This window comes from Amycolatopsis sp. NPDC001319 (assembly GCF_042896185.1).
Taxonomy (GTDB): Bacteria; Actinomycetota; Actinomycetes; order Mycobacteriales; family Pseudonocardiaceae; genus Amycolatopsis.
On record NZ_JBIAWY010000008.1, the window covers coordinates 148545 to 171694 of the forward strand.

Consider the following 23150-nt stretch of genomic DNA (forward strand, 5'->3'; position numbering starts at 1 on the left):
CCGAGCCATCCGAGCCATCCGAAAGGAACCGTCGTGCACGTGGAGTCCGACACCGCACGCTGCGAAGGATTCGCCAGCTGCGTGATCACCGCCCCGGAAGTCTTCGACCTCACCGACGACAACCTCGTGTCGATCCTCGACGAGACCCCCGACGAGTCCCAGCGCGCCGCGGTCGAGGAGGCGGTGCGCAGTTGCCCGCGCCAGGCGATCCGGCTGGCCGGCCGGTGACACGGGCGGCTCGGCGCCACGTGGCGGTGGTCGGCGCGTCGCTGGCCGGCGTGCGTACCGCGGAGGCGCTGCGAGCCGAGGGGTTCGACGGCCGGATCACCCTGATCGGTGCCGAACGCCATCCGCCCTACGATCGCCCGCCACTGTCCAAACAGGTGCTCAGCGGAGAGTGGGCTCCCGAGCAGACCCGGCTGGACGTCGACGGCCTCGCCGCCGAGCTGCTGCTGGGCCGGAGCGCGATCGGTCTCGACCTCGCGAAGCGCACGCTCCGGCTCGACGACGGCGACACACTGGCCTACGACGCGGCCGTGATCGCCACCGGGACGACCCCGCGCGTGCCGTGGCGGTTACCTCCCGGCGCCCATCCGTTGCGCACCCTCGACGACGCGCTGGCTGTGCGCGCGGCGCTGAGTACCGCCACCACGGTCGCGGTCATCGGCGGTGGTTTCATCGGCACCGAGGTGGCCGCCGCCGTCCGGGGCCGCGGTCTCCCCGTCACCTTGCTGATGCCGGAACCCCATCCGCTGGCCCTGCTCGGTCCCCGCGTCGCCGGCATCGTGGCCGACGTCCATCGCGACCACGGCGTGACGTTGCGAACCGGTGTGCGAGTGCAGGGGATTCGGGGCCGCGATCACGTCGAGGGAGTCGTCCTGGCCGACGGCGAGACGGTGCCGGCCGATCTTGTCGTGCTCGGCACCGGCGTCGCCCCGGCCACGGGGTGGCTCGCCGGCTCGGGAGTGCCCGTGCACGACGGTGTCCTGGTGGACGGCTCGCTCTCGGCCGACCCGGGCCGCACCGTGTTCGCGGTCGGCGACGTCGCCCGGTTTCCCGACCCGCGCACCGGGCGGCTGCGGCGCGTCGAGCACTGGACCAACGCCGTCGAACAGGCCCGGCACGCCGCCCGCGCCCTCGTCCGCGACGACCGCACGCCGTACACGGCGCTTCCGTACTTCTGGTCCGACCAATACGACCGGAAACTGCACTGCCTCGGCACGCCTGACCCCGCCGACCACGTGCGGGTCTCATTCGGCCGGGGCACGTTCACCGCCACCTACGACCAGGGCGGCACCCTCACCGGTGCACTCGCGTGCAACGCTCCGCGCGAGCTGGCCCGGTTGCGCGCCGTCATGCTGAAGGCCGCGCCCGTGCCGCGATGAGCGTGCACCGGCAGCCGCAAGACGCTGCCCGAGAGGAAACGCCCGATTCGCGGTGCCACCGATCGGGGGTGGCGTGAACCGCGCGTCTCGGCGATGCTGCGAGGTCGGGACAGGAGGTGGCCGTGATGAAGGTCGTCATCGTCGGAGCGGGGGTCGGCGGGCTCACCGCGGCCCTGCGATTGCACCACGAAGGCATCGAGTGCGTCGTCCATGAGCAGAGCGAGCGGATCAGCGAGCTGGGCGTGGGGATCAACGCCTTGCCGCACGCGGTCAAGGAGCTCGCCGCACTCGGCCTGCTCGACTCGCTCGACGAAGTCGGGATCCGCACCCGCGAGCTGTTCTACACCCACCGGCTGGGGCAGGTGATCCTGCGCAAGCCGTGCGGGCTGGACGCCGGGTTCACGCTTCCCCAGTTCTGCCTGCACCGGGGCCGGTTGCAGGGCATGCTGCTGCGGGCGGTCCGGGAGCGGCTCGGTGCCGACGCGGTGCGAACCGGGCACCGGCTGGTCGGGTTCGACCAGGACGACAGTGGCGTTCAGGCGCACTTCGCCGACCGGCACGGTGGCGCGCCGGCCACGGTGCGCGGCGACGTCCTGGTGGCGGCCGACGGTATCCACTCGACCGTGCGGTCCCTGCTGTTCCCGGCGGAGGGACCGCCGCGGTGGAACGGCGTCCTGATGTGGCGCGGTGCCACCGACTGGCCGGAGTTCGGCGGCGGTCGTTCGATGATCGTCGCCGGGGGCACCGCGGCCAAGCTGGTGGTCTACCCGATCGCGCCGGGCCGGAGCGCGGGCACCCGGCTCACCAACTGGGCGATCTGCATCCGCACCGGGCGACCCGGTGATCCGCCGCCGGAGCGCCAGGACTGGGCCAAGCCCGCCGACCGGGCGGAGCTGGCCCGCTACGTCGGGCGGTTCCGGTTGCCCACGGTCGACCACGCCGCGCTGGTCGAGGCCACCGAGGAGATCTTCGAGTTCCCGATGTGCGACCGCGATCCGTTGCCCGCCTGGTCGCACGGGCGCGTGACGCTGCTGGGCGACGCCGCGCATCCGATGTACCCGATGGGCTCCAACGGCGCCGGCCAGGCGATCCTCGACGCCACCAGCCTCGCCGGGCACCTGGCGCGGCACTCCGACCCCACCGCAGCACTTCGGGCCTACCAGGACGACCGCCTGGCGGCCACCGGCGAGATCGTGCTCCGCAATCGCGAGGGCGGGCCGGAGAATGTCATCGACGAGGTCGAGCGCCGCGCTCCGGACGGTTTTTCCCGCCTCGAAGACGTGATCGACGCGGCGGAACTGGAGGCCGTCGTCACCGGCTACGCCCAGGTTTCCGGGGCATCGCAGCAGCAGGTGAACGACCCCGGCCGGTGAACCTCAGGCGCCCTCCACCGAACCGGGCGGCAGGAAGTCGACGTCGTGCAGCGCCGACAGCCGGACCACCTCGGCCGGGTCCTCCAGGTTGTGCAGCTTGTCGAACAGCTCCGCGAGCCGCCCGGCCGGGCTCACCCAGAACAGCCCTCGGCTGATGTCCTCGCTGCGGTTGTAGTAGGCGTGGGGGAGGCCCTTCGGCATCCGCACGGTGTCGCCGGGGCCCGCGGTCTCCCACTTGCCGTCGAGGTAGAGGGTGAACACGCCCTCCAGGATGTAGATGTGCTCGTCCTGGGTCGGGTGCACGTGCGGCGGTACGCCGGTGCCCGGAGGATCGAGCGTCTCGAACGCGAAGCTCGATTCGCTGGCGGCCTTCATGGAGTAGGTGTGCCCGAGCACGTTCCACACCTTCTTCCGCATGCCCTCGTGGGCGGGAGTGATCCCCTTCGGTAGGGGACCGAGCACGATTTCCTCGCCGGTCATCACACCTCCTGGCCGATGGTCACCTCTGCTGAGCACTTTGCGCCATACCGGTCGCGTTGTACAGCGTTGACATGGCAGCCTTCGTCCTGGGTGAGGAGGTGTGTCGTGGCGGTGGTCGACGATGTTCGCGGCCTGGGTTCGGAGCTCGACCGTTCTTATCCGGTGTACGTGCGCGGCCGGTTGAAGTTCCGGGTCAAGCAGATCGTCTATGTCGCGTTCTCCCTCGACGAGGCGGTGATGGGGTTCGCGTTCCCGAAGGAGGAGCGTGCCGCGCTCGTCGCCGGCGAGCCGGAGAAGTTCCGGCTGCCGTCGGAGTCGGACCTGCGGTTCAACTGGGTCGACGCCGAGCTTGCCGCGCTGGACGCTGCCGAGGCTCGCGAGCTCGTCGTGGACGCGTGGCGGATGGTGGTCCCGCAGAAGGTTTCCCGCGCCTACGACCTCGCCCATCCCGACGGCCCGGGATGACGGCCGCCCGGCCCCGTAAGGTGACGGGAATGGTCGGGCACACAGACGGCGGGGCGGGATGAGCCGCCGTGCGACGCAGCTCGCCGGGCTCGACCTCAATCTGCTCGTCGTCCTGCGGGAGCTGCTGCGGGAGCGCAACGTGACCCGTGCGGCGGAGCGGGTCGGGGTGAGCCAGCCGGCGTTGAGCGCGGCTCTCGCCCGGCTGCGGCGCCACTTCGAGGACGACCTGCTGGTCCGCAGCGGCCGCGGTTACGTGCTCTCGCCGCTGGCCCGGCAGCTCGTGCGCCAGGTCGAGGACGTCTGCGCGGCCGCCGAGCAGCTGTTCGCCACCGGGTCGAGTTTCGCTCCCGGCACGTCGGTGCGGGAGTTCACGCTGCTGATGGCCGACTACACGCTCGCCGTGATCGGCCGGCCGCTGGCGGAGCTGTTCGAACGGGAGGCGCCCCGCGCGCGGCTGCGGATCCGGCTGGTCCGCGAGGCGCTGAGTGCGGATCTGCCCCGGATCGCCCGGTTCGTCGACGGGGTGGTCGCGCCGCCGATCGAGCTCGACGACCTGCCCCGGCTCCGCTCGGCCGAGCTGTTCCGCGACGAGTGGGTGTGTGTCGTGTGGGCCGGCCACGACGTCGGCGACGACGGGCTCACCCTGGCCGACCTGCAGCGGCTCGACTGGGTGGTGCCGTATCACCGGGAGCCGGGTGTGGCCCTGCCGCCCGTACCGCGGCGGCTGGCCGAGCTGGGGCTCGCGCCGCAGGTCGCGCTGAGCGTCGAGAGTTACCAGGCCGTGCCCGCGCTCGTGGCCGGAACACACCGGATCGCGCTGGTGCAACGCCGGCTGGCCGTCGAGTTCGCGAAGCGGCTGGACCTCAAGGTCCTCGAGTGCCCGGGCGAGCCCGAGGGCATCGTGGAGAGCCTGTGGTGGCACGACGACCTCGACCCCGACCCGGCGCACGCCTGGCTGCGCGAGGCGCTGCGCGGTATCGGCGAAGGGCTCAGCTGATCATCGCGGCGCAACCATAATCCAGACTGATTCCCGGGATCAGGATTTTTGACTTCCGGCCCTCGGCGGGGATTCCTAGAATCTTCCGGGACAAGCGATATATCGCAGCGGAGCGGTATTCGTGATCGGAAGGAATTTCCTGGATGTCGACGACCGTACCCATGGCAGACGAGCGACTGACTCCGGAAGCGCGACGATCGGTCGTCGGCGGCATCCTTTCCCTGTTCGTCGACAGCTTCGACATCTACCTGCCCGCACTCGTGCTGCCGGCGGTGATGGACTACTTCGAACCCGACTCGATGTCGGCCACGACGAAGGTCACCCTCGTGACCGTCATTTTCGTCGTGACCCTGCTCGGGCGGCCGATCGGCGGCCCCATCTTCGGCAACCTGGCCGACAAGATCGGCCGGCGGCGCGTCACCCTGATCACCGGGATCGGGTTCACGGTCGTGACCCTGCTGATCGCCCTCATGCCGGGCTACGCGAGCTGGGGTTACGGGTCCATCGTCGGGCTGATCCTGCTCCGCCTGATCGGCGGGATCTTCCTGGGCGGCGGCTACGCCGGGCCGGTTCCGCTGGCCATCGAGCGCTCCCCGATGCGCCGCCGCGGCCTGGTCGGCGGCGTGATGGCCGCCGGAGCGCCCGCGGCCATCACGCTGATCAGCATCATCCAGCTCGTCGTGCTGGAGCGGTTTTCCACCCCGGCACTGCAATCCTGGGGCTGGCGCATTCCCTTCTTCTTCGGGGTCCTGCTCGGAATTGCCTACGTCGTTTATTACTCGCGCGTCGAAGAGGTCGATCTCGAGGAGCTCAAGAAATCCCGCGACGGAAATCGCGCGCCGCTTTTCCAGCTGTTCAACCGGAAGAACATCCGCGGTTTCGGCCAGGTGTTCCTCCTGATGACCGGAATGTGGTTCGCCGCGCAGATCGTCCTGTCGTTCATGCCCGGGCTGCTCGTCGGGGTCCTGCACCAGAACCCCTCCGACGTCAGCACCCTGGAGATCATCGCCAACGTCGCGACGATCCTCGGCATGATCGGCGCCGGGGTGTGGGGGCAGCGGATCGGCCGCCGCAAGCTGCTGCTCGGCTGCGCCGTGGCCATCACCTTCGGGGCCGCCCTCGCGTACGTGCTCCTCGTCCTGCTCGCCCGTTCCGGGGCCGGGTTCCTGCCGATCGGGATCGTCGCGGTCGTCGCCTTCGTGCTGCCCAACGCCCCGCTCGGCTGTCTGGTCGTCTACCTCAACGAACGCTTCGGCGCCGGTGTCCGCTCCTCGGGTTACGGCACCGTCTACACGCTCAGCCTCATCCTGCCCGCGCTGTACAGCGTCTGGATCACCGTGCTGCAGGCCGTGCTGCCCTACGAGTACACCGCCGTGGTCCTGATCGTCCTCGGCGGCGTGCTCTTCTTCGCCGGCGCGTGGATCGGCCCGGAGACGCGGGGCACCGTGCTGCTCGGCGAGCCGGCCGGGGCGACCGCACCGCACGCGGACGCCGCGTCCGAATGATCCCGCACCCGAACCCGGAGGTCACGATCACCAACCCAGAGCCGCGCAGCAACCACCCGGTCGGTTCGCCCCGGTGGGCGACGACCCGGACCCAGTGGAAATCGATGGGCTACACCGACGAGCAGATCAGGCGCCCCAAGATCGCCGTCGTCAACTCGTCCTCCGGGCTGGCGCCCTGTTTCGCCCACCTCGACGCGATCGCCGCGGCGGTGAAGGACTCGATCGACGCCGCGGGCGGGCTGGGCTTCGAGATCCGGACCGTGGCCCCGACCGACTTCATCATGGCTGCCGGCCGTGGTGGTGGTTACGTCCTGTCGGGCCGGGACCTGGTGTCCTACGACATCGAAGCCGTCGTCGACGGGGCGCAGCTCGACGGGATGGTCTGCCTGGCCTCGTGCGACAAGACGACACCGGGCCAGCTGATGGCCGCCGCGCGCACCGACGTGCCCACGCTCGTCATCGCCTGCGGCTACCAGAGCTGCGGAGCCCTCGACGACGGCCGCCGCGTGGACATCGAGGACGTGTTCGTCGACGCCGGGAAGCTGGCGTCGGGCGCGATCGGCTTCGACGACCTGTGTGCCATGTCGGACCGGGCGATCACCGGCCCCGGCGTCTGCACCGGCATGGGCACGGCCAACACGATGCACATCGTCGCCGAGGCGCTGGGCATGGCACTGCCCGGCACCGCGCCGACCCGCGCCAACAGCGACACCATGTGGGCGGCGGTCCGGGCTTCGGGCGCCGCGATCATCGCCGCGGTCGAGGCCGATCGGCGGCCCAGCACGGTGATGACGCCGGGCGCGGTCCGCAACGCGGTGGCCGCGGTGATCGCCGTCAGCGGGTCGATCAACGCGGTCAAGCACCTCGAGGCGATCGCCGCCGAGCTCCCCGGCGACCTCGACGTGCACGGCCTGTTCGAGGAGCTCGGCCACCACGTCGGCCCGCTCGCGGCGGTGCGGCCCAACGGTCCGGCGTCGATCGAGGAGTTCGACGACGCCGGCGGTGCCCGCGCCGTGCTGGCCCAGCTCGGCGACGTCGTCGACGGCTCGGTGCCGACGATGAGCGGCCGGACGATGGCCGAGAACCTCGCCGGCGCGGCGGTCGACCCGGCCGTGATCAGGGCGGAACCGATCCGGCCGCAGTCGACGATCGTGCTGATGCGGGGCAGCCTGTGCCCCGGCACGGGGATCGTCAAGCTGTCGGTCACCGAGACGCGCGCCCGCGCGTTCCGTGGCCCGGCAAGGGTTTACGAGTCCGCGCCCGCGGCCATCGAGGCGATCGAGCGCGGCGAGGTGCGGTCCGGTGAGGTGCTGGTGCTGAGGGGGCTCGGTGTCACCGGAACCCCGGGCATGGGCATGGCGTCGGCCGTGGTCTTCGCGCTCAACGGCGCCGGGCTGAGCGAGCAGGTCGCCTTCGTCACCGACGGGCAGCTCTCGGGGCTCGTCAACAAGGGCATCGTCGTCGGGGAGGTCACGCCCGAAGGCGGGGTGCCCGGCCCGCTCGGTGTGGTGCGCACCGGGGACGCGATCGCGATCGACGTCCCGGCCCGCACCGTCGAGCTGCTCGTGGCACCGGCCGAGCTCGAGCAGCGGCTCTCGGACTACCCCCGCACCCGGTCTCCGCAAACCTGGCCGGCCCGCCCGGGTTCGTGGCTCGGTGTCTACGCCGGCGTCGTGGAACCGCTCGACCGGGGCGCGACCCTGCGCCGTTCTTCTTCGTCCTAAGGAGTTTTGTTGCCTCACGCACTGACCGATCTGCGGGTGAACACCGTCACCCGGCCCGCCGACCGCGCCGCGGAATCGCTCGAAGCCGACGTCCTGGTCGTCGGCGCGGGCATCGCCGGCCTCACCGCGGCGATCGACGCGAAACGCTGCGGCCGCGACGTCGTGCTCGCCGACGCGCTTCCCGTCCTGGGTGGACAGTGCGTGAACTCCATGATCGGGTTGTTCTGCGGGATCTACGGAAACGCTCCCGAGTACCACCAGCTCACGCACGGGATCTTCGACGAGATGTTCCCGGCGCTGGAACGCTCCGGGGACATCGCGTACAACCGCACCCACACCCAGACCGTCCCCTACGACGAGGTCGTGCTGGGCCGGTGGTTCGAGAACCTCGTGTCCGAGCTCGGGATCAGGGTCGTCCTGGGCGCCTCGATCAGCGCGGTCGCCCTCGACGGCGGCGTGCTGGAGCGGGTCGAGTTCGCGACCCGGTACGGTCCGGTTTCGGTGCGCGCCAAGGGATTCGTGGACGCGACCGGCGACGCCGCACTGGCGTGGGAGGCCGGGCTGCCGTGCCGGGTGCCGGAACGGACGGTGTGGGGCTCGCAGCAGATCCGGCTCACCGGCCTGGTGGAGTCGGCCAAGCCCGACCCGGCCGAACTGGTGGCCCGCGTCGACGAGAAAGCCGACGAGTACGGCCTCGTCCGGCGCGACGGGCTCGCCTTCTTCTTCCCGGGGCGCGACACCGCCGTGATGAACATGACGCACGTCGAGGCACCGCTGACGGCGGTCGAGGCCGCGGAGGCGCAGCTGCGCGGACGGGCACAGGCCGACCGGGTCGTCGAGTTCCTGCGCGCCGAGTTCCCGGCGGCTTTCAAGGACGCTTCCGTGCTGGCGTACGGCTTTCCGGGCCGGCGGCAGACCCGCTGGCTCGCCGCCGACCACCAGCTCACGCTCGAAGAGGTCCGCCACGGCACCGCCTTCGAAGACGCGGTGGCGCGCACGGCGTGGCCGGTCGAGCTGCACGACCGGGTGTCGGGTTACGTCTGGGAGACGTTCGGGCCGGACCACGTGCACTACGTCCCGCTGCGCAGCCTGACCTCACCGGGCGCGCGGAACCTGGTCGCGGCCGGGCGGTGTGTCGACGGCGACGCCGCGGCGTTGTCGAGTGTCCGGGTGATGGGCCCGTGCTCGGCGATGGGCCGCGCCGCCGCGCACACGCTGGACCTGACCCTGGGCGGCGATGTCCACGACGTCGATCTGACCGCGCTGCGGGACCGCATCCGCGACAACGTGGAGGGCTGAGCGATGGTGGGCCTCACCGACGAAGAGAAGCGCATGCGCGACGGCGCGGAAGGCGACGCGGTCGCGGCGGCGATGGATCTGCTGATCCGCTACGCCGACGCGCTCGGCGCCGAGCGGCTGTGCGAAACCCGCAACGTCGCGGGCACGACCACACAACCTTCGCCGGCCAAGGAAAAACTGGTCGCGGAGGGCGGCTGGGCCAAGGCGTTCTCCGTGATCAGCCTCGACTGCGACGACGACCTCGAGATCCCGCCGATGCGCGTCCCGACGTGTCAGCTGCAGCACGGGTTCGGCGAAGACGCGCGCGGCATCATGCCCTACCCGGGGCACAAGATCGACCTGCAGGCCGAGGCCGAGTCGTTCGCCAGCAGCCGGGGCGTCAACGTGCTCGCCACGTGCACGCCGTACCAGGTCGGCAACCTCCCGACCTACGGCGAGCACGTCGCGTGGATGGAGTCTTCGGCGGTCGTCTACGCCAACTCCGTCCTGGGCGCGCGCACCAACTGCGAGGGTGGTGCCTCCACGGGCGCCGCGAGCCTGACCGGGCGGATCCCGTGCTGGGGCAACCACCACCGGGAAAACCGCTACGGCACGCACCTCATCGAGACGACGCTGGTGCCGGACGGGTTCCAGGACTGGGGGATGCTCGGCTACTTCGCCGGCGACGTCGTCCAAGAGGAGCGCCCGGTCGTCATCGGCGAGCTGGGTCGCCCGGATCTGGCGGACCTCAAGCACTTCGGTGCCGCGGCCGCGTCCTCGGGTGGCGTGGAGATGTACCACCTGCCGGGCCGGACCCCGGACGCGCCGACGCTGGAAGCCGCCTTCGGGGGCCGCTCGATCCCCGAACCGATCCGGTACGGCGAGGCCGAGCGCCGGGCGGTCTACGAGTCGCTGAACTCGATCGGCGACAGCGAGGACGTCGACTTCATCCTCCTGGGCTGCCCGCACGCTTCGCTGGAGCAAGTCGGCCGGGTCGCCCGCGCGCTGGAGGGGCGCAAGCTCTCCGCCGGGTGCGAACTGTGGCTGATGACGCCCCGCGCGTTGCGGACGGTCGCCGACCGCAACGGCTGGACCGAAACCATCCGGCGGGCCGGCGGGCGTGTGCTGACCGACTCCTGCCCGGCGATGTCGCGCGTCGCCCCGGAAGGCACGAGGGTGTTCGCGACCGACTCCGCCAAGCAAGCCCACTACCTGCCCGCGATCCTCGGGATCGAGGCGTGGTTCGGCACCCTCGAGGACTGCGTCGACGCCGCCGTCACCGGCCGGTGGCGCGGCTCGCTGGGGAAGGCAGCCCGATGACGGCGCCCGGGGTGCTGCTGCGCGGCCGCGGAATCGTGCCCGGCCGCGTCGTCGGCGAGGCGCTCGTTTCCCGGGAGACGATCTCTGGCTGGGGCGGCATCGACCCGGCGACGGGCACGATCATCGAACGCCGCCACGAGCTGTTCGGCGTGTGCTTCACCGGGAAAGTCCTGGTGTTCCCGGGCGCCAAGGGATCGTCGGGGTGGTCGGGCTTCTTCCAGTCCACGCGGCTGCTCGGCACCGCGCCGCTCGCGATGGTCTTCACCCGCCTCACGACGAAGGCCGCACTCGGCGCGATCGTCACCCGCGTTCCCGCCGTCACCGACCTCGACGACGACCCGGTCGCCCGCATCACCACGGGCGACCTCGTCGAGGTCGACGCCGACCACGGGCTGGTCAGGGTGCTCCCGCGCTGACGTCCCGGCGGCTCGGTGTCGGGCGGTGAGGTCCGGCCCGGACGCGTGTGCCCGACCTCACCGAGGGGCGCGTTGACCTTGACATCCGTGTGAAGGTTCGATCCTGGCGGCATGCGATACGAAACCCCGCGACCGGTCGAGACCCCGGACGCGAGCGTGCACCACAAGCTCCCGTGGGGGGCCCTGGCGGCGCTGGCCACTGCCGCGTTCATCACCATTCTCACCGAGGCGCTGCCGGCCGGGGTGCTGCCGGCGATGAGCGCGGACCTGAGGGTCGGCGAATCGGCGATGGGGCAGGCGGTGACGATCTACGCGATCGGGTCCGCGGTCGCGGCGATCCCGTTGTCCGCGGCGACGTCCAGGTGGCGGCGCAAACGGTTGCTGCTGGCCACGGTCGCCGGGTTCGCCGTGGCCAACACCGTCACGGCCGTCTCCGACTACTACGTGCTGACGATGGCCGGACGGTTCATCGCCGGAGTGGCCGCCGGGCTGGTGTGGGCGATGATGGCCGGATACGCGCGGCAGATGGTGGCCGGCCCGCTCCAGGGGAAGGCGACGGCTATCGCGATGGCGGGCGCGCCGCTCGCCCTCTCGCTCGGGGTTCCCGCGGGAACCCTTCTCGGCCAAGCACTCGGCTGGCGGGTCACCTTCTGGTCCATGACCGCGCTCGCGCTCGTCCTGCTCGGGTGGATCCGTCTCTCGGTCCCGGACCTGCCCGGGGAGGCCCGGCGCGGCCGGGCTCCGATGGCCCGGACGCTCCGGCTCCCCGGCGTCGCGCCGGTCCTGTTCGTCGTCCTGGCCTTCGTCCTGGCGCACAACATCCTCTACACCTACATCGCCACCTTCCTCGGCGGGCTGGGCATGGGCGGCACCGTCGACCTGGTGCTGTTCGTCTTCGGCTCGGCGTCGGTGCTGAGCATCTGGGTGGTGGGCGTGCTCATCGATCGTCGCCTGCGCACTCTCACCGTCGCCAGCACCGTGTTGTTCGCCGCGGCGGCCACGGTCCTGGCCGTGCTCGCCGACAGCGCTGTCGCGGTTTACGCTGCGGGGGCCTTGTGGGGACTGGGATTCGGCGGCGTCGCCACTCTCTTGCAAACGGCCGTGGCCGACGCGGCCGGTGCCGCTGCCGACATCGCCCAGGCCATGCTCGTCACCCTGTGGAACACCGCGATCGCGGTCGCCGGGGTCGTCGGCGGTCTGCTCCTCGACGGCTTCGGCCCCGCATCCTTCCCCTGGGCCGTCCTCGTGCTCCTCGCTCCGGTACTGGTCACTGTGATCACCGCCGGCACACACGGTTTTCCCTCGAAGCGGCCGGGTGCTGCCGCCTGAGCCGCTACGAGGTGATCGGCTGCCGCGCGCTCACGACGAGGGCGTCAGCAGCACACGTTTCCTCTGTGGTTGCCGCGAAGGTCGACGTCGATTTCGTGTACGAGCGGGTCATCTGCAGGATTTCGATGGTGTAGTCGTCGAGGATCTCGCGGTGCCCCAAGGCTTCGACGGCCCGATGCTCGGGATCGTTGTACCAGGCCCGCATGTGCTCCTCGGTCTCGAAGTACGCGATCGCCAGTTCCCGGCCGTCCGGCACGTCGAACTTGTGCAAGGAAACGAAACCAGGCATCGACGACGCCCGTTCGAACATCCGCGCCCCGATCGTGGCGTACTCGTCGTTCTGCCACTCAGGACAGACCTTGCCCCAGAAAAGTGCTACGTACACGTCAACCTCCCGGCAACTGGTCCGCGTTGACCGCAGCGAAGGATATAGCACTCGTGTCGACCGTCACAAGTACGCCATATGAGGTCAGGTCGACCAGGTCGGCGGTGACGTGAAGCCGAGGTTGCATATGGCGAACAGTTGACGACCGTCACGACAACGCTATAGATTCGCGGCTGCCGGCCACCGTGGCCGAGGGACGGAACCACACCTCAGGAGGAGCATTCATGGTTGTCGCGCCTGGGAAGTACCGGGTCATCTGATGGCCGTGGTCAACGTGCGCGCCGGCGGTCGCGTCATCGAGCTGGTCGAACCGAAGCGGTTCGCCACCCGGCCGCGCCCGGTGCCGGAGCCGGAGCCGGGTGAGGTCGTCGTGGTGATGCGGGCGCTCGGCCTGTGCGGCACGGACCTGCACATGTACAGCGGGCGTGCGGCGCGCTACCCGCACATCGTCGGGCACGACGGCGCCGCCGAGGTGGCGGCGGTGGGCGACGGCGTCACCCGAGTGTCGGTCGGGCAACGGGTGACGATCGACCCGGTCGCCCACTGTGGACAGTGCGAGCACTGCGTCGCCGGGCGTACCCAGCTGTGCCCGGACGGCGGGTACCTGGGCATGCTCGGTCCGGGCCTGCTCGCCGAGTACGTCTGCGTGCCCGAACGCCTCGTCGTTCCGTTGCCCGACCAGGTTTCCGACCTCGCGGCGACGGTGCTGGAGCCGGTCGCGGTGGCATTGCACCTGCTGAAGCGGGTACTGCCGGTGGTGCCGGAACCACTGCCGTGTGCGGTGGTGGGCGGAGGTCCGCTGGGGATCCTGCTGGGTCTGGTGCTCAAGCACCACGGCTACGCGCCGCACGTGTTCGAGCCGCACGCGGCCCGCCGCGAGCTCGCGGCGTCGGTCGGGCTGCCGGCGCACGCACCGGAGGCCGTCGACGTCGGTGCGGGTTCGCGGTTGATCGTCGAGACTTCCGCGGCTGCCGCCGGTGTCGCGCTGGCCGACGACCTGGCGACGCCGGGGTCGGTCGTCGCGCTGGTGGGCCGCGCGCCGCAGCTGATGGAGCCGGCCAGCGTGTTGCTCAAAGAGCTCACCGTGGTGGGTGTCAAGGGCGGTCCCGGGCAGTACCCCGAGTCGGTGCGGCTCGTGGCGGAAGGTGTGCTGGACCCGGAAGCGGTGATCACGCACCGGTTCGGGTGGGCGCAGGCGCAGGAGGCGTTCCGCGTGAACACCGACCGCCCGGAGAACGTGATCCGCGCGGCCCTGCACGGTCCGTGGTCGTGAAGCCCGAGGCCGTGCTCGGATACGGCTCTTCGCGCAGCCAGTTCGTCGAGCTCTGGCCCGTTCCGCCGCGCAGCCGCGGGCTCGCGGTGCTGCTGCACGGCGGGTTCTGGCGAGCTCGGCACGGCCTGGACCAGATGGATCCCCTGTGCGCGGACCTGGCGGAGCGGGGCTGGTCCGTGGCGAACGTCGAGTACCGCCGCACCGACGGCGACGCCGGCGGCTGGCCCGGCACACTCACCGACGTGCTCGAGGCGATCGATTCCGTGCGGCAGCACCGGGATCCGGGCGGGCCGGTCGTCGCGATCGGACACTCGGCGGGTGGGCACCTCGCGCTGCTGGCCGCCGCGTCCGCGGCCGTGGACCTGACCGTGGCCCTCGCCCCGGTCACCGACCTGCCACGATCCGCGGAAGCGGGCCTCGGAGAGGGTGCGGCCCCGCTTTTCATGGGCACCACACCCGAAGCCGACCCCGGCTCCTACCGGGCCGCTTCGCCCCGGTTCCGCCTGCCGCTCGGCAAGCCGCACCTCGTCGTCCACGGAGACGCCGACGAACGCGTCCCGGTCGACCACAGCCGGGACTACGTCGCCGCGGCTCGGCACGCGGGGGACGCCGTCGACTACCTCGAGCTGCCCGACGTCGGTCACTTCGAGCTCATCGATCCGAGTCACCACAGTTGGATCGAGGCGCGAAGCTGGCTGGCGAACGCCGTTTGCTGAACAGCCGCATCCTTGCCGGCCCCGCGGCGCCGGCAAGGATGCTGGTCAACCTGCGGTTGACCAGCGCCCACCTTGGTGGAGGAGCTCGGCCGGTGAACGCGTGTCCGGCGCCTCCGGCGGTGATCGCGGCGACCCGATTCCCGGACGGCGGTAGCCTCCACTTAGCGACCGCTTAGCCGCCGGGGTGCGCGGCAGAACAGGAGGCCAGTGCTGTGAACTCGTTCAAGGACCGCGTGGCGATCGTGACCGGCGCCAGCCGCGGGATCGGCCTCGCCATCGCGAAGGGCCTGGTCGAGCGGGGCGCGAAGGTGTGCATCACCGCGCGGAAGCCCGAGCCGCTGGCCGAGGCCGTCGCCGAGCTCGGGGGCGAGGACTTCGCGATCGCCGTGCCCGGCAAGGCCGACGACACGGGGCACCAGGACGAGGCGGTCGCCAAGGTGATCGAGCGGTTCGGCCGGCTCGACATGCTCGTGAACAACACCGGCATCAACCCGGTCTACGGGTCCACGCTCGACATCGACCCGGCCGCCGCGGCGAAGATCTTCGCGGTGAACGTGCTGGCGCCGATCGCCTGGACCCGGCGGGCCCGCGACGCGTGGATGGGCGAGCACGGCGGCTCGGTCGTCAACGTGGCCTCGATCGCCGGCCTGCGGGCGTCGCCCGGCATCGGCATGTACGGCGTGAGCAAGGCGGCGCTGATCCGCCTGACGCAGGAGCTCGGCGCCGAGCTGGGGCCGAAGATCCGCGTGAACGCCGTGGCGCCGGCCGTGGTCAAGACCAAGTTCGCGACCGCCCTGTACGAGGGCAAGGAAGAGGAGGTCGCGGCGGCCTACCCGATGAAGCGCCTCGGTGTGCCCGAGGACATCGCGGGCGCGGTGGCGTTCCTGCTCTCCGACGACGCGGGCTGGATGACCGGCCAGACCGTGGTCCTCGACGGCGGCGTGACCCTGGGCGGTGGCCTGTGAGCGCCGGGGTCGTCATCACGGGTGGCGGCGGCGGGATCGGCCGGGCGCTGGCCCGGCGCTTCGCGGCCGACGGCGCGCGCGTGGTCGTGGCCGACCTCAACGGCGACGCCGCGGCGGAGGTCGCCGCCGAGGTCGGCGGCACCTCGTTCGCCGGCGACGTCGCGAGCGAAGAGGGCGTCGCGAAGCTCCTCGCGGCCGCCCGCGAGACGCTGGGCGAGATCGACGTCTTCTGCGCCAACGCGGGCGTCGCCCCCTTCGGCGACGAGCAGTCGACGGAAGACGACTGGGCCCGCACCTGGGACGTCAACGTGATGGCCCACGTCCGCGCCGCCAAGCAACTGCTGCCCGCGTGGCTCGACCGCGGCAAGGGGCACTTCATCGCCACCGCGTCGGCCGCCGGCCTGCTCACGACGCTGGGCTCGGCGCCGTACTCCGTGACGAAGCACGGCGCGCTGGCCTTCGCCGAGTGGCTTTCGGCGACCTACCGCCACCGCGGCATCACGGTGCAGGCCATCTGCCCGCAGGGCGTGCGCACCGCGATGCTGGAGAGCAGCGGCCCGCGCGGCCAGCTGCTGATGGGCGCGTCGGCGATCGACCCTGACCAGGTGGCCGACGCGCTGTTCACCGCCATCGACGAAGGCCGGTTCCTCGTGCTGCCGCACCCGGAGGTCGCGGAGTACTACGCCCTGCGCGCCACCCAAACCGACCGCTGGCTCGGCGGGATGAACAAGCTGCAGCGCAAGATCGAGGCCCTGCCGGAGGACTGACCGGCCCGGACCACCCCGATGTGGCGTTGGTTGCGCCCAACGCACCCAATGCGGCGTTGGCGATGTCCCATTTGCTGGCATAACCTCGGAGCATGATCGCCAAACGGGATATTACCCCAGGTCAGGAGTCTGATCGGCCGCTCGTGCTCGACTCGTACGGCCGCCTGTCGCGGGTGCCGGAGACGGGCGAGCTGGAGAAGATCGAGACCCAGTGGGCTGACAATCGCAAGGTGATCGAGCGGGTCGGGGGCACGCTGGGCGAGGAGCTACAGGATGGGTTGTCGGCGTGGAAGCGCAGCGTGCGCCGACCCGGCTGGACACGGCTGCTGGAGCGGGTGGAGTCCGGTGAGTCGGACGGGATCGTGGTCTGGCACACCGACCGGCTGTTCCGGCAGCCGCGTGACCTGGAAAAGCTGATCGAACTCGGTGAGCGCGGTTTCAAGGTCTACTCGGCGCATGGCGAGCGGGACTTGGCCGATCCTGACGACCGGTTCATTCTACGGATCGAGGTTGCCCACGCGGCGCGCTCGTCGGACGACACGTCCCGCCGGATCAAGCGTCGGTTCGCCACCAAGCGCGAGCAGGGCGTTGGCCATCTCGGGGGTCCCCGGCGGTTCGGCTGGCCGGGCAAGGACATGATGTGGGCGCCTGGACCTGGTGAGACGGATAAGGACCGGCCGGACGTGTCTGCGGATCTCGTCGAACGGGAGCGGGCGGCGCTGCGCGAAGCGACCGACGCTCACTTAGCGGGCATCGGTCAGGGCACCATCGCGGCCGAGTGGAACAAACAGGGGATCCGGACCGCAGCGGGCCGCGAGTGGATCGCGGTGACGGTGAAATCGGTCCTCGCGCGACCGACTAACGCCGGATTGATCGAGCATGACGGCAAGCTAGCGGGACGGATCGACGGTGATCCGATCGTCGACCCGGAGAAGTTCGCACGGTTGCGGGCAACCTTCGCGGCCCGGCGGCGCGGCCGGGTCGTCGGCGAAAGCTACGTCGGCACGGGCATTCTGCGGTGTGGAGCGCCTGGCTGTGGTGTCAAGCTGTCGGCGAGCCGCAAGAATACCGTGTACAAGGACACCGGGGAGCGACGCGCCGTGTACTTCTGCAACAAGCAGCGGCGCGGCTGCGGGAAAGTGTATGGCGACCGGCGCGCGGTTGATCACGAGTTGCGGTTGTTGGTGATCGCGCGCCAGTCCGACTCGCGTCACGCCTCGGCGGTAGCGGCCGCGCGTGCACGGGTGGCGGACCGGCTCGCCCAGTTGCGCGAGGAGATCACCAAATGCGAGGACGTCCAGACCGCATTGTCCGAGCGACTCGGGTTGCTGGAAATCGACGTCGAGGCGTTCGACCGTGGCAACAAGCCGATCAGTGCACGTCTGGCGAAGCTGCGAGCGGAGCGCGAGGAGTTGTCTGGCGGGAACCCTGACGGTCCGGTGAAGGCTCAGAATCCGGCGCAGGTTGCCAAGCAGTGGGACAACGGCGATGTCAGCGAACGTCGCACCATGTTGGTTTCCGCTCTGGGAAAGACCTTGCTCTACCTGGACCCGGCCACGCGCGCCGGTGCGCGGGCGTTCGAGCGGAAACGCCTGCGACCGGTCGAGCCTGACAGGTCGTCGTCTGCTGCTTCCGCCTGATTGCGTATCCGAGGTCGACTCGCACGTTAACCACATCACTTCAGGTTCCTTGACGACGCTGCTCGGCGTCACGAGACGATGCGAGCCAAGCTGACTACTCGGTGTGCCCTGGTGCATGTACATAACGAAGGCCAGGATCGCGGCGTGCCGCCTGCGCACCGATCTAACCAGCGCCGTTCGGGTTGCGCCCGGCCTTGACGTCACGATTAGGTGTCAACAGCTAGGGCCAAAATAGATCCATCGACGCTGGTCAGAGGGGTGCGCTCCGGCTGATCGTCATTGTTTCGCGATCTAAAGTCGCGCATAGGTCCGCCAAGCGCCGTCAGCGCCTGTAACTGATCGCCGCCTATCGTCGACTACGAGACGTGACTGTGCGCGCACGAGTCGATGGCCGAAGGCGTGATCGACGCCAGGCGAGGGCGATGAAGCCTGACCATGCATTGGCCTCTCGGCGGCCGCAGCGAGGTATCGCCCTCCAACCGCCCACGACGATCATCGCTTCGCCGCTTCGTACGCCCGTCCGATTCGCGCATGACTCGCCTTGTTCTGCCGAGTGCAAGTATGCCGAGCCAAGTGGCTCCGCTCCGCTGCGTCAATCCAGCCGGCGTCGGGCACGTCGGGCAGCCCGAAGTCGTAGGCCAGGTTCCACGTCTGTGCCACGACCAGCGTCAGCAAGAAGCAGGGCAAAGTTGCTCGGACCACGCCCATTTGACGTCTTGCCGTTGAACAACGATCACCGTAAGTTCCCCTACTATGGCCTCTAATAGCTCGCACGGCGCGGCGGGCAACGCGCTGGGCTACCTTCATCAGTGCATGTGGGCGCTGGTTGAGCTAGGGAAGCGGGCCAGCGAGGATCCTGAATCTGAGCTACGACTTGAGGCACTCGATGACATTGAGTTCGGAATCAATGGCACCCCGACAGAACTCCTCCAAACGAAACATCAGGTCCAACCAGCGTCAGACCTTACCGCTAGCAGTTCGGACGTCTGGCGCACGCTCAACGTTTGGATAGACGGCTATAACAACCGGAGCGGTGCCAAACCAATTCTCCGTCTAATCACCACGGCTACGGCGCCCGACGAGAGCGCTCTTTCCTTTTTGCGGTCAGATTCGAGGCGAGACGTACCATTTGCTATACAGTCGCTTACAGCGTCTGCCGAGAGCTCTAAGAGCAAGAAGACGGCGCCATGGAGGATGAAGTTTCTGCAATTGTCGGAGCATGACCGTCTCAGTCTCCTTCAAAATGTCGTGGTCGAAGACGGTTCGACCGTTGCACGCGACATCGATAAGCCCCTCTTAAGCATTTTTCGTTACGCTATTACTAGAGGGCAAGAAGATAGCTTTTTGAAGCAGCTCAAAGGATGGTGGGCAGGCATCGCAGTTCGACTGCTCGATGGATCGCTTCCCGCAATAACCGGACATGACCTGCAGAGCTACGTCGAAGACCTGGTGGACCAGCACCGCGCCGACAATCTTCCCGTGTCCCTCGAAATACAGAACTCCCCTTTCGTTGAGGGGGATGCAAAAGAATTTCACGACCGCGAGTTCGTTCAGCAGCTGTTCTGGATAGCTCTTGACAACAGAAGACTGTGGAAGGCCGTTCGCGACTACCATAGATCCTACGCGCAACGTTCGGAATGGTTGCGGCACAACTTGATTTCCGAGATCGAGCTGGATCGATTTGCCTGCGCACTACATGATGAATGGGAGCAGATTTTCGACGAGAAGGTGGAGCAATTCTCCAGCGGTGAAATCAACGACGCTCAAGCTGGGCGTGAGGTTCTTTCCCTCTTGGCGCGAGACGCACGCGCGCGCCTACGTGAGCGCTTCGATCAACCTTGGTTCACTCGTGGAATGCTTCATGCAGTGGCCGATGGGTATGCCGGATACAGAATTGGATGGCACCCAGACTTTCAGATGAAGCTCGAAAGTATGCTTGCTGATGTTAGCTCCTGAATCCCATTCGCCGGAAGCCTTGGCCCTGTTCAATCCGGCTATTACCGGAGCAGCACTTGGCTATGCTGTCGAATCTTATCAAGGCGCAAATATAGATGGACTTCCATTCTTCTTCTCGTTTCTAATCTTGCCCTTTACGCTGAATCCAGAGTTGCGCAAGTCTGTGGGCGCGAGTAGTCGTAGGACTTTAGCCTCGTGGTCGGTGTCAAACCCGGCACTGCATGCGCAGTACCCGCACATTGCTGAGATTCTGGTGCCGACGACGAGACGAGCTCTGCGCTACTGCTTGAGATATGATCTACTTGAGGTCAGAAATGCCAGCTTGCATGTAAAACGTCGCCTCAGGCGAGTTAATCGATCGCATCCAGATGAGCTAAGAGAAATTGTATCCGCAGCACGAACCTGTGGGAAATGGTTCGCCTCGACCGACATTGTAACGGCGTTTTCCCTACTTGGAGTGAAACCGTAGAGCTATGCACATATTGGCAGTATCAGTTTATAGCCACAACGGCAAAAGGCGTGACATTCGTCTCAGGCCCGGCCGACTTAATGTCCTTACAGGGCGATCTAAAACCGGTAAGTCTGCGGTTCTGGACCTTGTAGAGTTCTGCCTTGGACGCGACCAGATCACACTCCCATTAGGGATTATTTCGGAGACGGTTAGCTGGTATGCCATCTTGGTGCAAATCGGTGACGCTCACTTGGTGCTAGCTCGACCGAATCCCGAGACGGCGACCACGAGTCGCGCGATGGTTTTGATCGGCGATAGAACTCTGGACCTTCCAGATCATTCCAGCCTCAGAGTAAATGCCGACACGACGGTTATTCGAGAACTGCTCAGTGAGCGACTAGGAATTGAGTCGTTCAGGGTGGAGCAAAGAACTTCTCTTCGCAATAGCTTTGATGTCTCAGTGCGGCACGCTGTATTTTATAACTTTCAGAAGCAGACAGAGATTGCTAGTCAGCAGTTCTTGTTTCACAGGCAGGGCGAAGAGGGCATCGCCGCTACAATTAGAGAGACGCTTCCCTACTTTCTCGGGGCGGTTAACCCGGAGCAAGTAGTATTGCGTCAGCAATTTCTCCAGGCACGCCGCATCCTCCGTAGAACGCAACGAGAGCTGTCCGACGCACGAGTGCTGATGGAAGAACAGGATTCTCGTCATATCGCGTTGATTAGAGATGCATCTGCTCTCGGCCTGATATCCTCCGAATTTTCGGAGGGACCAGTGGATGATGTTCGATTTGCGCTAGAGCTAGCCTTGAATGGCGCTCAATCGCCGATAGATGTCTCATCTTCTGAAAATGAGGTTAATACTAGCGGTGGCGTAAGTAGGCGACGCGAATTGCTGGATCAGCGCCGCCGTTTGCGCGTAGAGTTTCGCGAGGTGGCAGACAGCATAGATCTTCTTCAAGGCATTCGCCGAGAGCAGCAAGATCTTGATAACGAGTTGGGTTATCAGTTCCAGCGCTTGCAGTCATTAGATCTTCTTCCCAAGCGAACACGTGATGGCGAGGATCTGGAGGAAACCTGCCCGTTCTGTTTGCAGGAAGTTCCAAACCCTGATCCGAGCCTTACGCTCCTTAATTCTTTGCGTGACGATATAGGGCGCAGGCTAGAAACTTCGAGCAATATCCGGCCTCGACGCGAGACGGAACTCAGGCGTCTTGTTGAACGTAGAGAACAACTACGCGAAGAGATTAAGGTGAACTTGACGCAGTTGGATGGTCTGAGTATATCGGAGAACTCAGTCTCGGACGCTGACTCAACCTCCCTTCAGCGGGCCTTCCTGCAGGGGCGTATTGCCCAAGAGCTTAATCTGGGGGTTTTTGGCACTGATCGGATCGCGGAATTGGTTGAAGCGGAAGAGGTCGCTCGGCTTCGCGTAGAATCGCTCCAGTCCAACATGGACGATGAAAGTGTCGACTCGAAAATGGACGAAATAATGCGCCAGGTTGGCGTAGACTTGACTGATTACTCTAGATATCTACAGCTAGAGAACTCTGAGCACTATATCCGTCTCGATCCCGACCACCTTACTGTCGCAGCTGTGACCCCTGGCGGCGTTCGACCATTAGCTCGCGTCGGCAGTGCTGAGAACTGGATTGGATATCATTTGGCGGCTCACCTTGCGTTGCATAAATGGTTTGTCTTAAATGATCGACCCGTACCGCGCTTCGTGATGTTCGACCAGCCAACCCAAGCATTCTTTCCAGAAAAAGTCGCCGATGCTGCGGAAATAGAAGATGCAGACTGGCAAGCTGTGCGTCGTCAGTTTTCCCTGATGCATGAAGTAGTAAATACCCTCTCAAATGAGCTTCAAATAATCGTCTGCGACCATGCAAACCTAGGCGAAGAATGGTTTCAGGAAGCGGTCGTGGATAACTGGAGAAGAGGTGCTGCACTTATTCCAGTTGACTGGGTTGACGCTGAATGAGTCGCCGAAAAGTTCTCGCCGCCGGCGTCGGAGCCGCGTGAGAAGGGTTTGCATGTTTTCTGATCGGCATGCGTCTTGACATGCCGGCACGGGGTTGAACGCTGCACGTCAATTCCTGAGCGACGCGAAATATATCATGGCGGTGGACGACACTGTCTCACAGAGGCGTGTCATTTACCGATAGGGTTATGGATGAATCCGTGGATTGCTGTGGTGGGAACGCTCAGCGGCGTTGCGTTAACTGCGGTCGCGAGCTTCGTCAGCGCGAAGCAGAACATTAGAAGTCAGCGCGAAGCTGCGCGCGCAGCGAAATCATGAATCTCGCAACAAGCTTCGAGAAGAGCGGCGCACGGTGTTTGTCGGGTACTTTCTTGCATATCAGGCTTTGGCGAGCCGTGCGATCGAATTCGCCGAGTCGAACACGCACGCGACCCAACCTAGCACCGCGCAGACAGAGGCTAGTTATGGCCAGAAGTCGGCTAGGTATGCTGACGAGGAGCGCGAGTTGTTCAGCCGTGCCTATCAAGAACTGCTCATAACTGCCGCGTTGGGTGAAACGTTCAATGCTGCGCGCGAAGCAAGCGCAGCACTTTGGAATATGGTAAACGCTGCCACCGATCAAAATATTGTAGTATTTCGTTCCGCCGAAGATGAAACGCGCACTTCTCGCCACAAGCTTCGCCAGTGCATGAGAAATGAACTCGGATACAGCATTCACGATGAACAGTCGAATACGTGATC

22 protein-coding genes are annotated in these 23150 nt (G+C 67.2%); 20 read left to right on the top strand and 2 right to left on the bottom strand.

Translation table 11 applies throughout. The features are described 5' to 3' along the window. The first annotated feature begins 33 nt into the window (after nt 1-33). From ACFY1H_RS29495 to ACFY1H_RS29505, 3 genes are all read left to right on the top strand, one after another. On the top strand, nt 34-228 hold the full coding sequence (locus tag ACFY1H_RS29495; protein WP_386951603.1) for a ferredoxin: 195 nt from the start codon (nt 34-36) through the stop codon (nt 226-228). Continuing rightward, a complete protein-coding gene (locus tag ACFY1H_RS29500) occupies nt 225-1385 on the top strand; it encodes an NAD(P)/FAD-dependent oxidoreductase (RefSeq protein WP_386951606.1) in 1161 nt (386 codons plus the stop codon). Before ACFY1H_RS29495 ends, ACFY1H_RS29500 begins: the two co-directional genes overlap by 4 nt. 125 nt (nt 1386-1510) lie before the next feature. Next, nucleotides 1511-2758, top strand: coding sequence for a flavin-dependent oxidoreductase (locus tag ACFY1H_RS29505; protein ID WP_386951609.1), 1248 nt, complete (start codon nt 1511-1513; stop codon nt 2756-2758). A 3-nt stretch (nt 2759-2761) separates the two neighbouring features. Here the strand turns inward: ACFY1H_RS29505 and ACFY1H_RS29510 are convergent, their stop codons facing one another. After that, entirely contained in the window at nt 2762-3238 is a 477-nt protein-coding gene (locus tag ACFY1H_RS29510) for a cupin domain-containing protein (protein WP_366586232.1), read from the bottom strand. 105 nt (nt 3239-3343) lie between these two features. Here ACFY1H_RS29510 and ACFY1H_RS29515 point away from each other — a divergent pair, with 105 nt between their 5' ends. The 8 genes from ACFY1H_RS29515 to ACFY1H_RS29550 all read left to right on the top strand — a co-directional run bounded on the left by ACFY1H_RS29515 (nt 3344) and on the right by ACFY1H_RS29550 (nt 12272). Continuing rightward, nucleotides 3344-3703 carry a hypothetical protein gene (locus tag ACFY1H_RS29515; protein WP_366586230.1) on the top strand — a complete coding sequence of 120 codons (360 nt, stop codon included), beginning with the start codon at nt 3344-3346 and terminating at the stop codon, nt 3701-3703. A 58-nt stretch (nt 3704-3761) separates the two neighbouring features. After that, nucleotides 3762-4700 carry a LysR family transcriptional regulator gene (locus ACFY1H_RS29520; protein ID WP_366586228.1) on the top strand — a complete coding sequence of 313 codons (939 nt, stop codon included), beginning with the start codon at nt 3762-3764 and terminating at the stop codon, nt 4698-4700. A gap of 161 nt (nt 4701-4861) precedes the next feature. Then, a complete protein-coding gene (locus ACFY1H_RS29525; protein WP_366586226.1) occupies nt 4862-6205 on the top strand; it encodes an MFS transporter in 1344 nt (447 codons plus the stop codon). A 104-nt stretch (nt 6206-6309) separates the two neighbouring features. Further along, nucleotides 6310-7929 carry a dihydroxy-acid dehydratase gene (locus ACFY1H_RS29530; RefSeq protein WP_386951613.1) on the top strand — a complete coding sequence of 540 codons (1620 nt, stop codon included), beginning with the start codon at nt 6310-6312 and terminating at the stop codon, nt 7927-7929. 9 nt (nt 7930-7938) lie between these two features. Further along, complete coding sequence (locus ACFY1H_RS29535) at nt 7939-9228, top strand: FAD-dependent oxidoreductase (RefSeq protein ID WP_366586222.1); 1290 nt, start codon at nt 7939-7941, stop codon at nt 9226-9228. Between the two features lie 3 nt (nt 9229-9231). Beyond that, on the top strand, nt 9232-10527 hold the full coding sequence (locus ACFY1H_RS29540) for an aconitase X catalytic domain-containing protein (RefSeq protein ID WP_366586220.1): 1296 nt from the start codon (nt 9232-9234) through the stop codon (nt 10525-10527). Then, nucleotides 10524-10943: an aconitase X swivel domain-containing protein gene (locus ACFY1H_RS29545; RefSeq protein WP_366586218.1), complete on the top strand. Its 420-nt coding sequence runs from the start codon at nt 10524-10526 to the stop codon at nt 10941-10943. Before ACFY1H_RS29540 ends, ACFY1H_RS29545 begins: the two co-directional genes overlap by 4 nt. Nucleotides 10944-11054: 111 nt before the next feature. Further along, the gene (locus ACFY1H_RS29550; protein WP_386951618.1) at nt 11055-12272 is read left to right on the top strand and encodes an MFS transporter; all 1218 of its coding nucleotides are present in this window, start codon (nt 11055-11057) and stop codon (nt 12270-12272) included. A 4-nt stretch (nt 12273-12276) separates the two neighbouring features. On the opposite strand, the gene ACFY1H_RS29555 is transcribed toward ACFY1H_RS29550, so the two are convergent. Next, nucleotides 12277-12657 (bottom strand): hypothetical protein, encoded by a 381-nt coding sequence (locus ACFY1H_RS29555; RefSeq protein WP_366586214.1) that lies wholly within the window; start codon nt 12655-12657, stop codon nt 12277-12279. A 259-nt stretch (nt 12658-12916) separates the two neighbouring features. Here ACFY1H_RS29555 and ACFY1H_RS29560 point away from each other — a divergent pair, with 259 nt between their 5' ends. From ACFY1H_RS29560 to ACFY1H_RS29600, 9 genes are all read left to right on the top strand, one after another. Beyond that, a complete protein-coding gene (locus ACFY1H_RS29560; protein WP_386951621.1) occupies nt 12917-13930 on the top strand; it encodes a zinc-binding dehydrogenase in 1014 nt (337 codons plus the stop codon). Further along, nucleotides 13927-14646 carry an alpha/beta hydrolase family protein gene (locus ACFY1H_RS29565; protein WP_386951623.1) on the top strand — a complete coding sequence of 240 codons (720 nt, stop codon included), beginning with the start codon at nt 13927-13929 and terminating at the stop codon, nt 14644-14646. The genes ACFY1H_RS29560 and ACFY1H_RS29565 overlap by 4 nt, the downstream gene beginning before the upstream one ends. Nucleotides 14647-14858: 212 nt before the next feature. Further along, nucleotides 14859-15611, top strand: coding sequence for an SDR family oxidoreductase (locus ACFY1H_RS29570; RefSeq protein WP_366586208.1), 753 nt, complete (start codon nt 14859-14861; stop codon nt 15609-15611). Continuing rightward, nucleotides 15608-16378, top strand: coding sequence for an SDR family oxidoreductase (locus ACFY1H_RS29575; protein WP_386951625.1), 771 nt, complete (start codon nt 15608-15610; stop codon nt 16376-16378). The genes ACFY1H_RS29570 and ACFY1H_RS29575 overlap by 4 nt, the downstream gene beginning before the upstream one ends. A 92-nt stretch (nt 16379-16470) precedes the next feature. After that, the gene (locus tag ACFY1H_RS29580; RefSeq protein WP_386951627.1) at nt 16471-18018 is read left to right on the top strand and encodes a recombinase family protein; all 1548 of its coding nucleotides are present in this window, start codon (nt 16471-16473) and stop codon (nt 18016-18018) included. A 1194-nt stretch (nt 18019-19212) separates the two neighbouring features. Then, nucleotides 19213-19974 (top strand): ABC-three component system protein, encoded by a 762-nt coding sequence (locus ACFY1H_RS29585; RefSeq protein ID WP_386951629.1) that lies wholly within the window; start codon nt 19213-19215, stop codon nt 19972-19974. Beyond that, entirely contained in the window at nt 19961-20443 is a 483-nt protein-coding gene (locus ACFY1H_RS29590; protein ID WP_386951630.1) for a three component ABC system middle component, read from the top strand. Before ACFY1H_RS29585 ends, ACFY1H_RS29590 begins: the two co-directional genes overlap by 14 nt. Nucleotides 20444-20723: 280 nt before the next feature. Continuing rightward, nucleotides 20724-22409: a DUF3732 domain-containing protein gene (locus ACFY1H_RS29595; protein ID WP_386951632.1), complete on the top strand. Its 1686-nt coding sequence runs from the start codon at nt 20724-20726 to the stop codon at nt 22407-22409. Between the two features lie 505 nt (nt 22410-22914). Then, the gene (locus tag ACFY1H_RS29600) at nt 22915-23148 is read left to right on the top strand and encodes a hypothetical protein (RefSeq protein ID WP_386951634.1); all 234 of its coding nucleotides are present in this window, start codon (nt 22915-22917) and stop codon (nt 23146-23148) included. Nucleotides 23149-23150 lie beyond the last annotated feature (2 nt).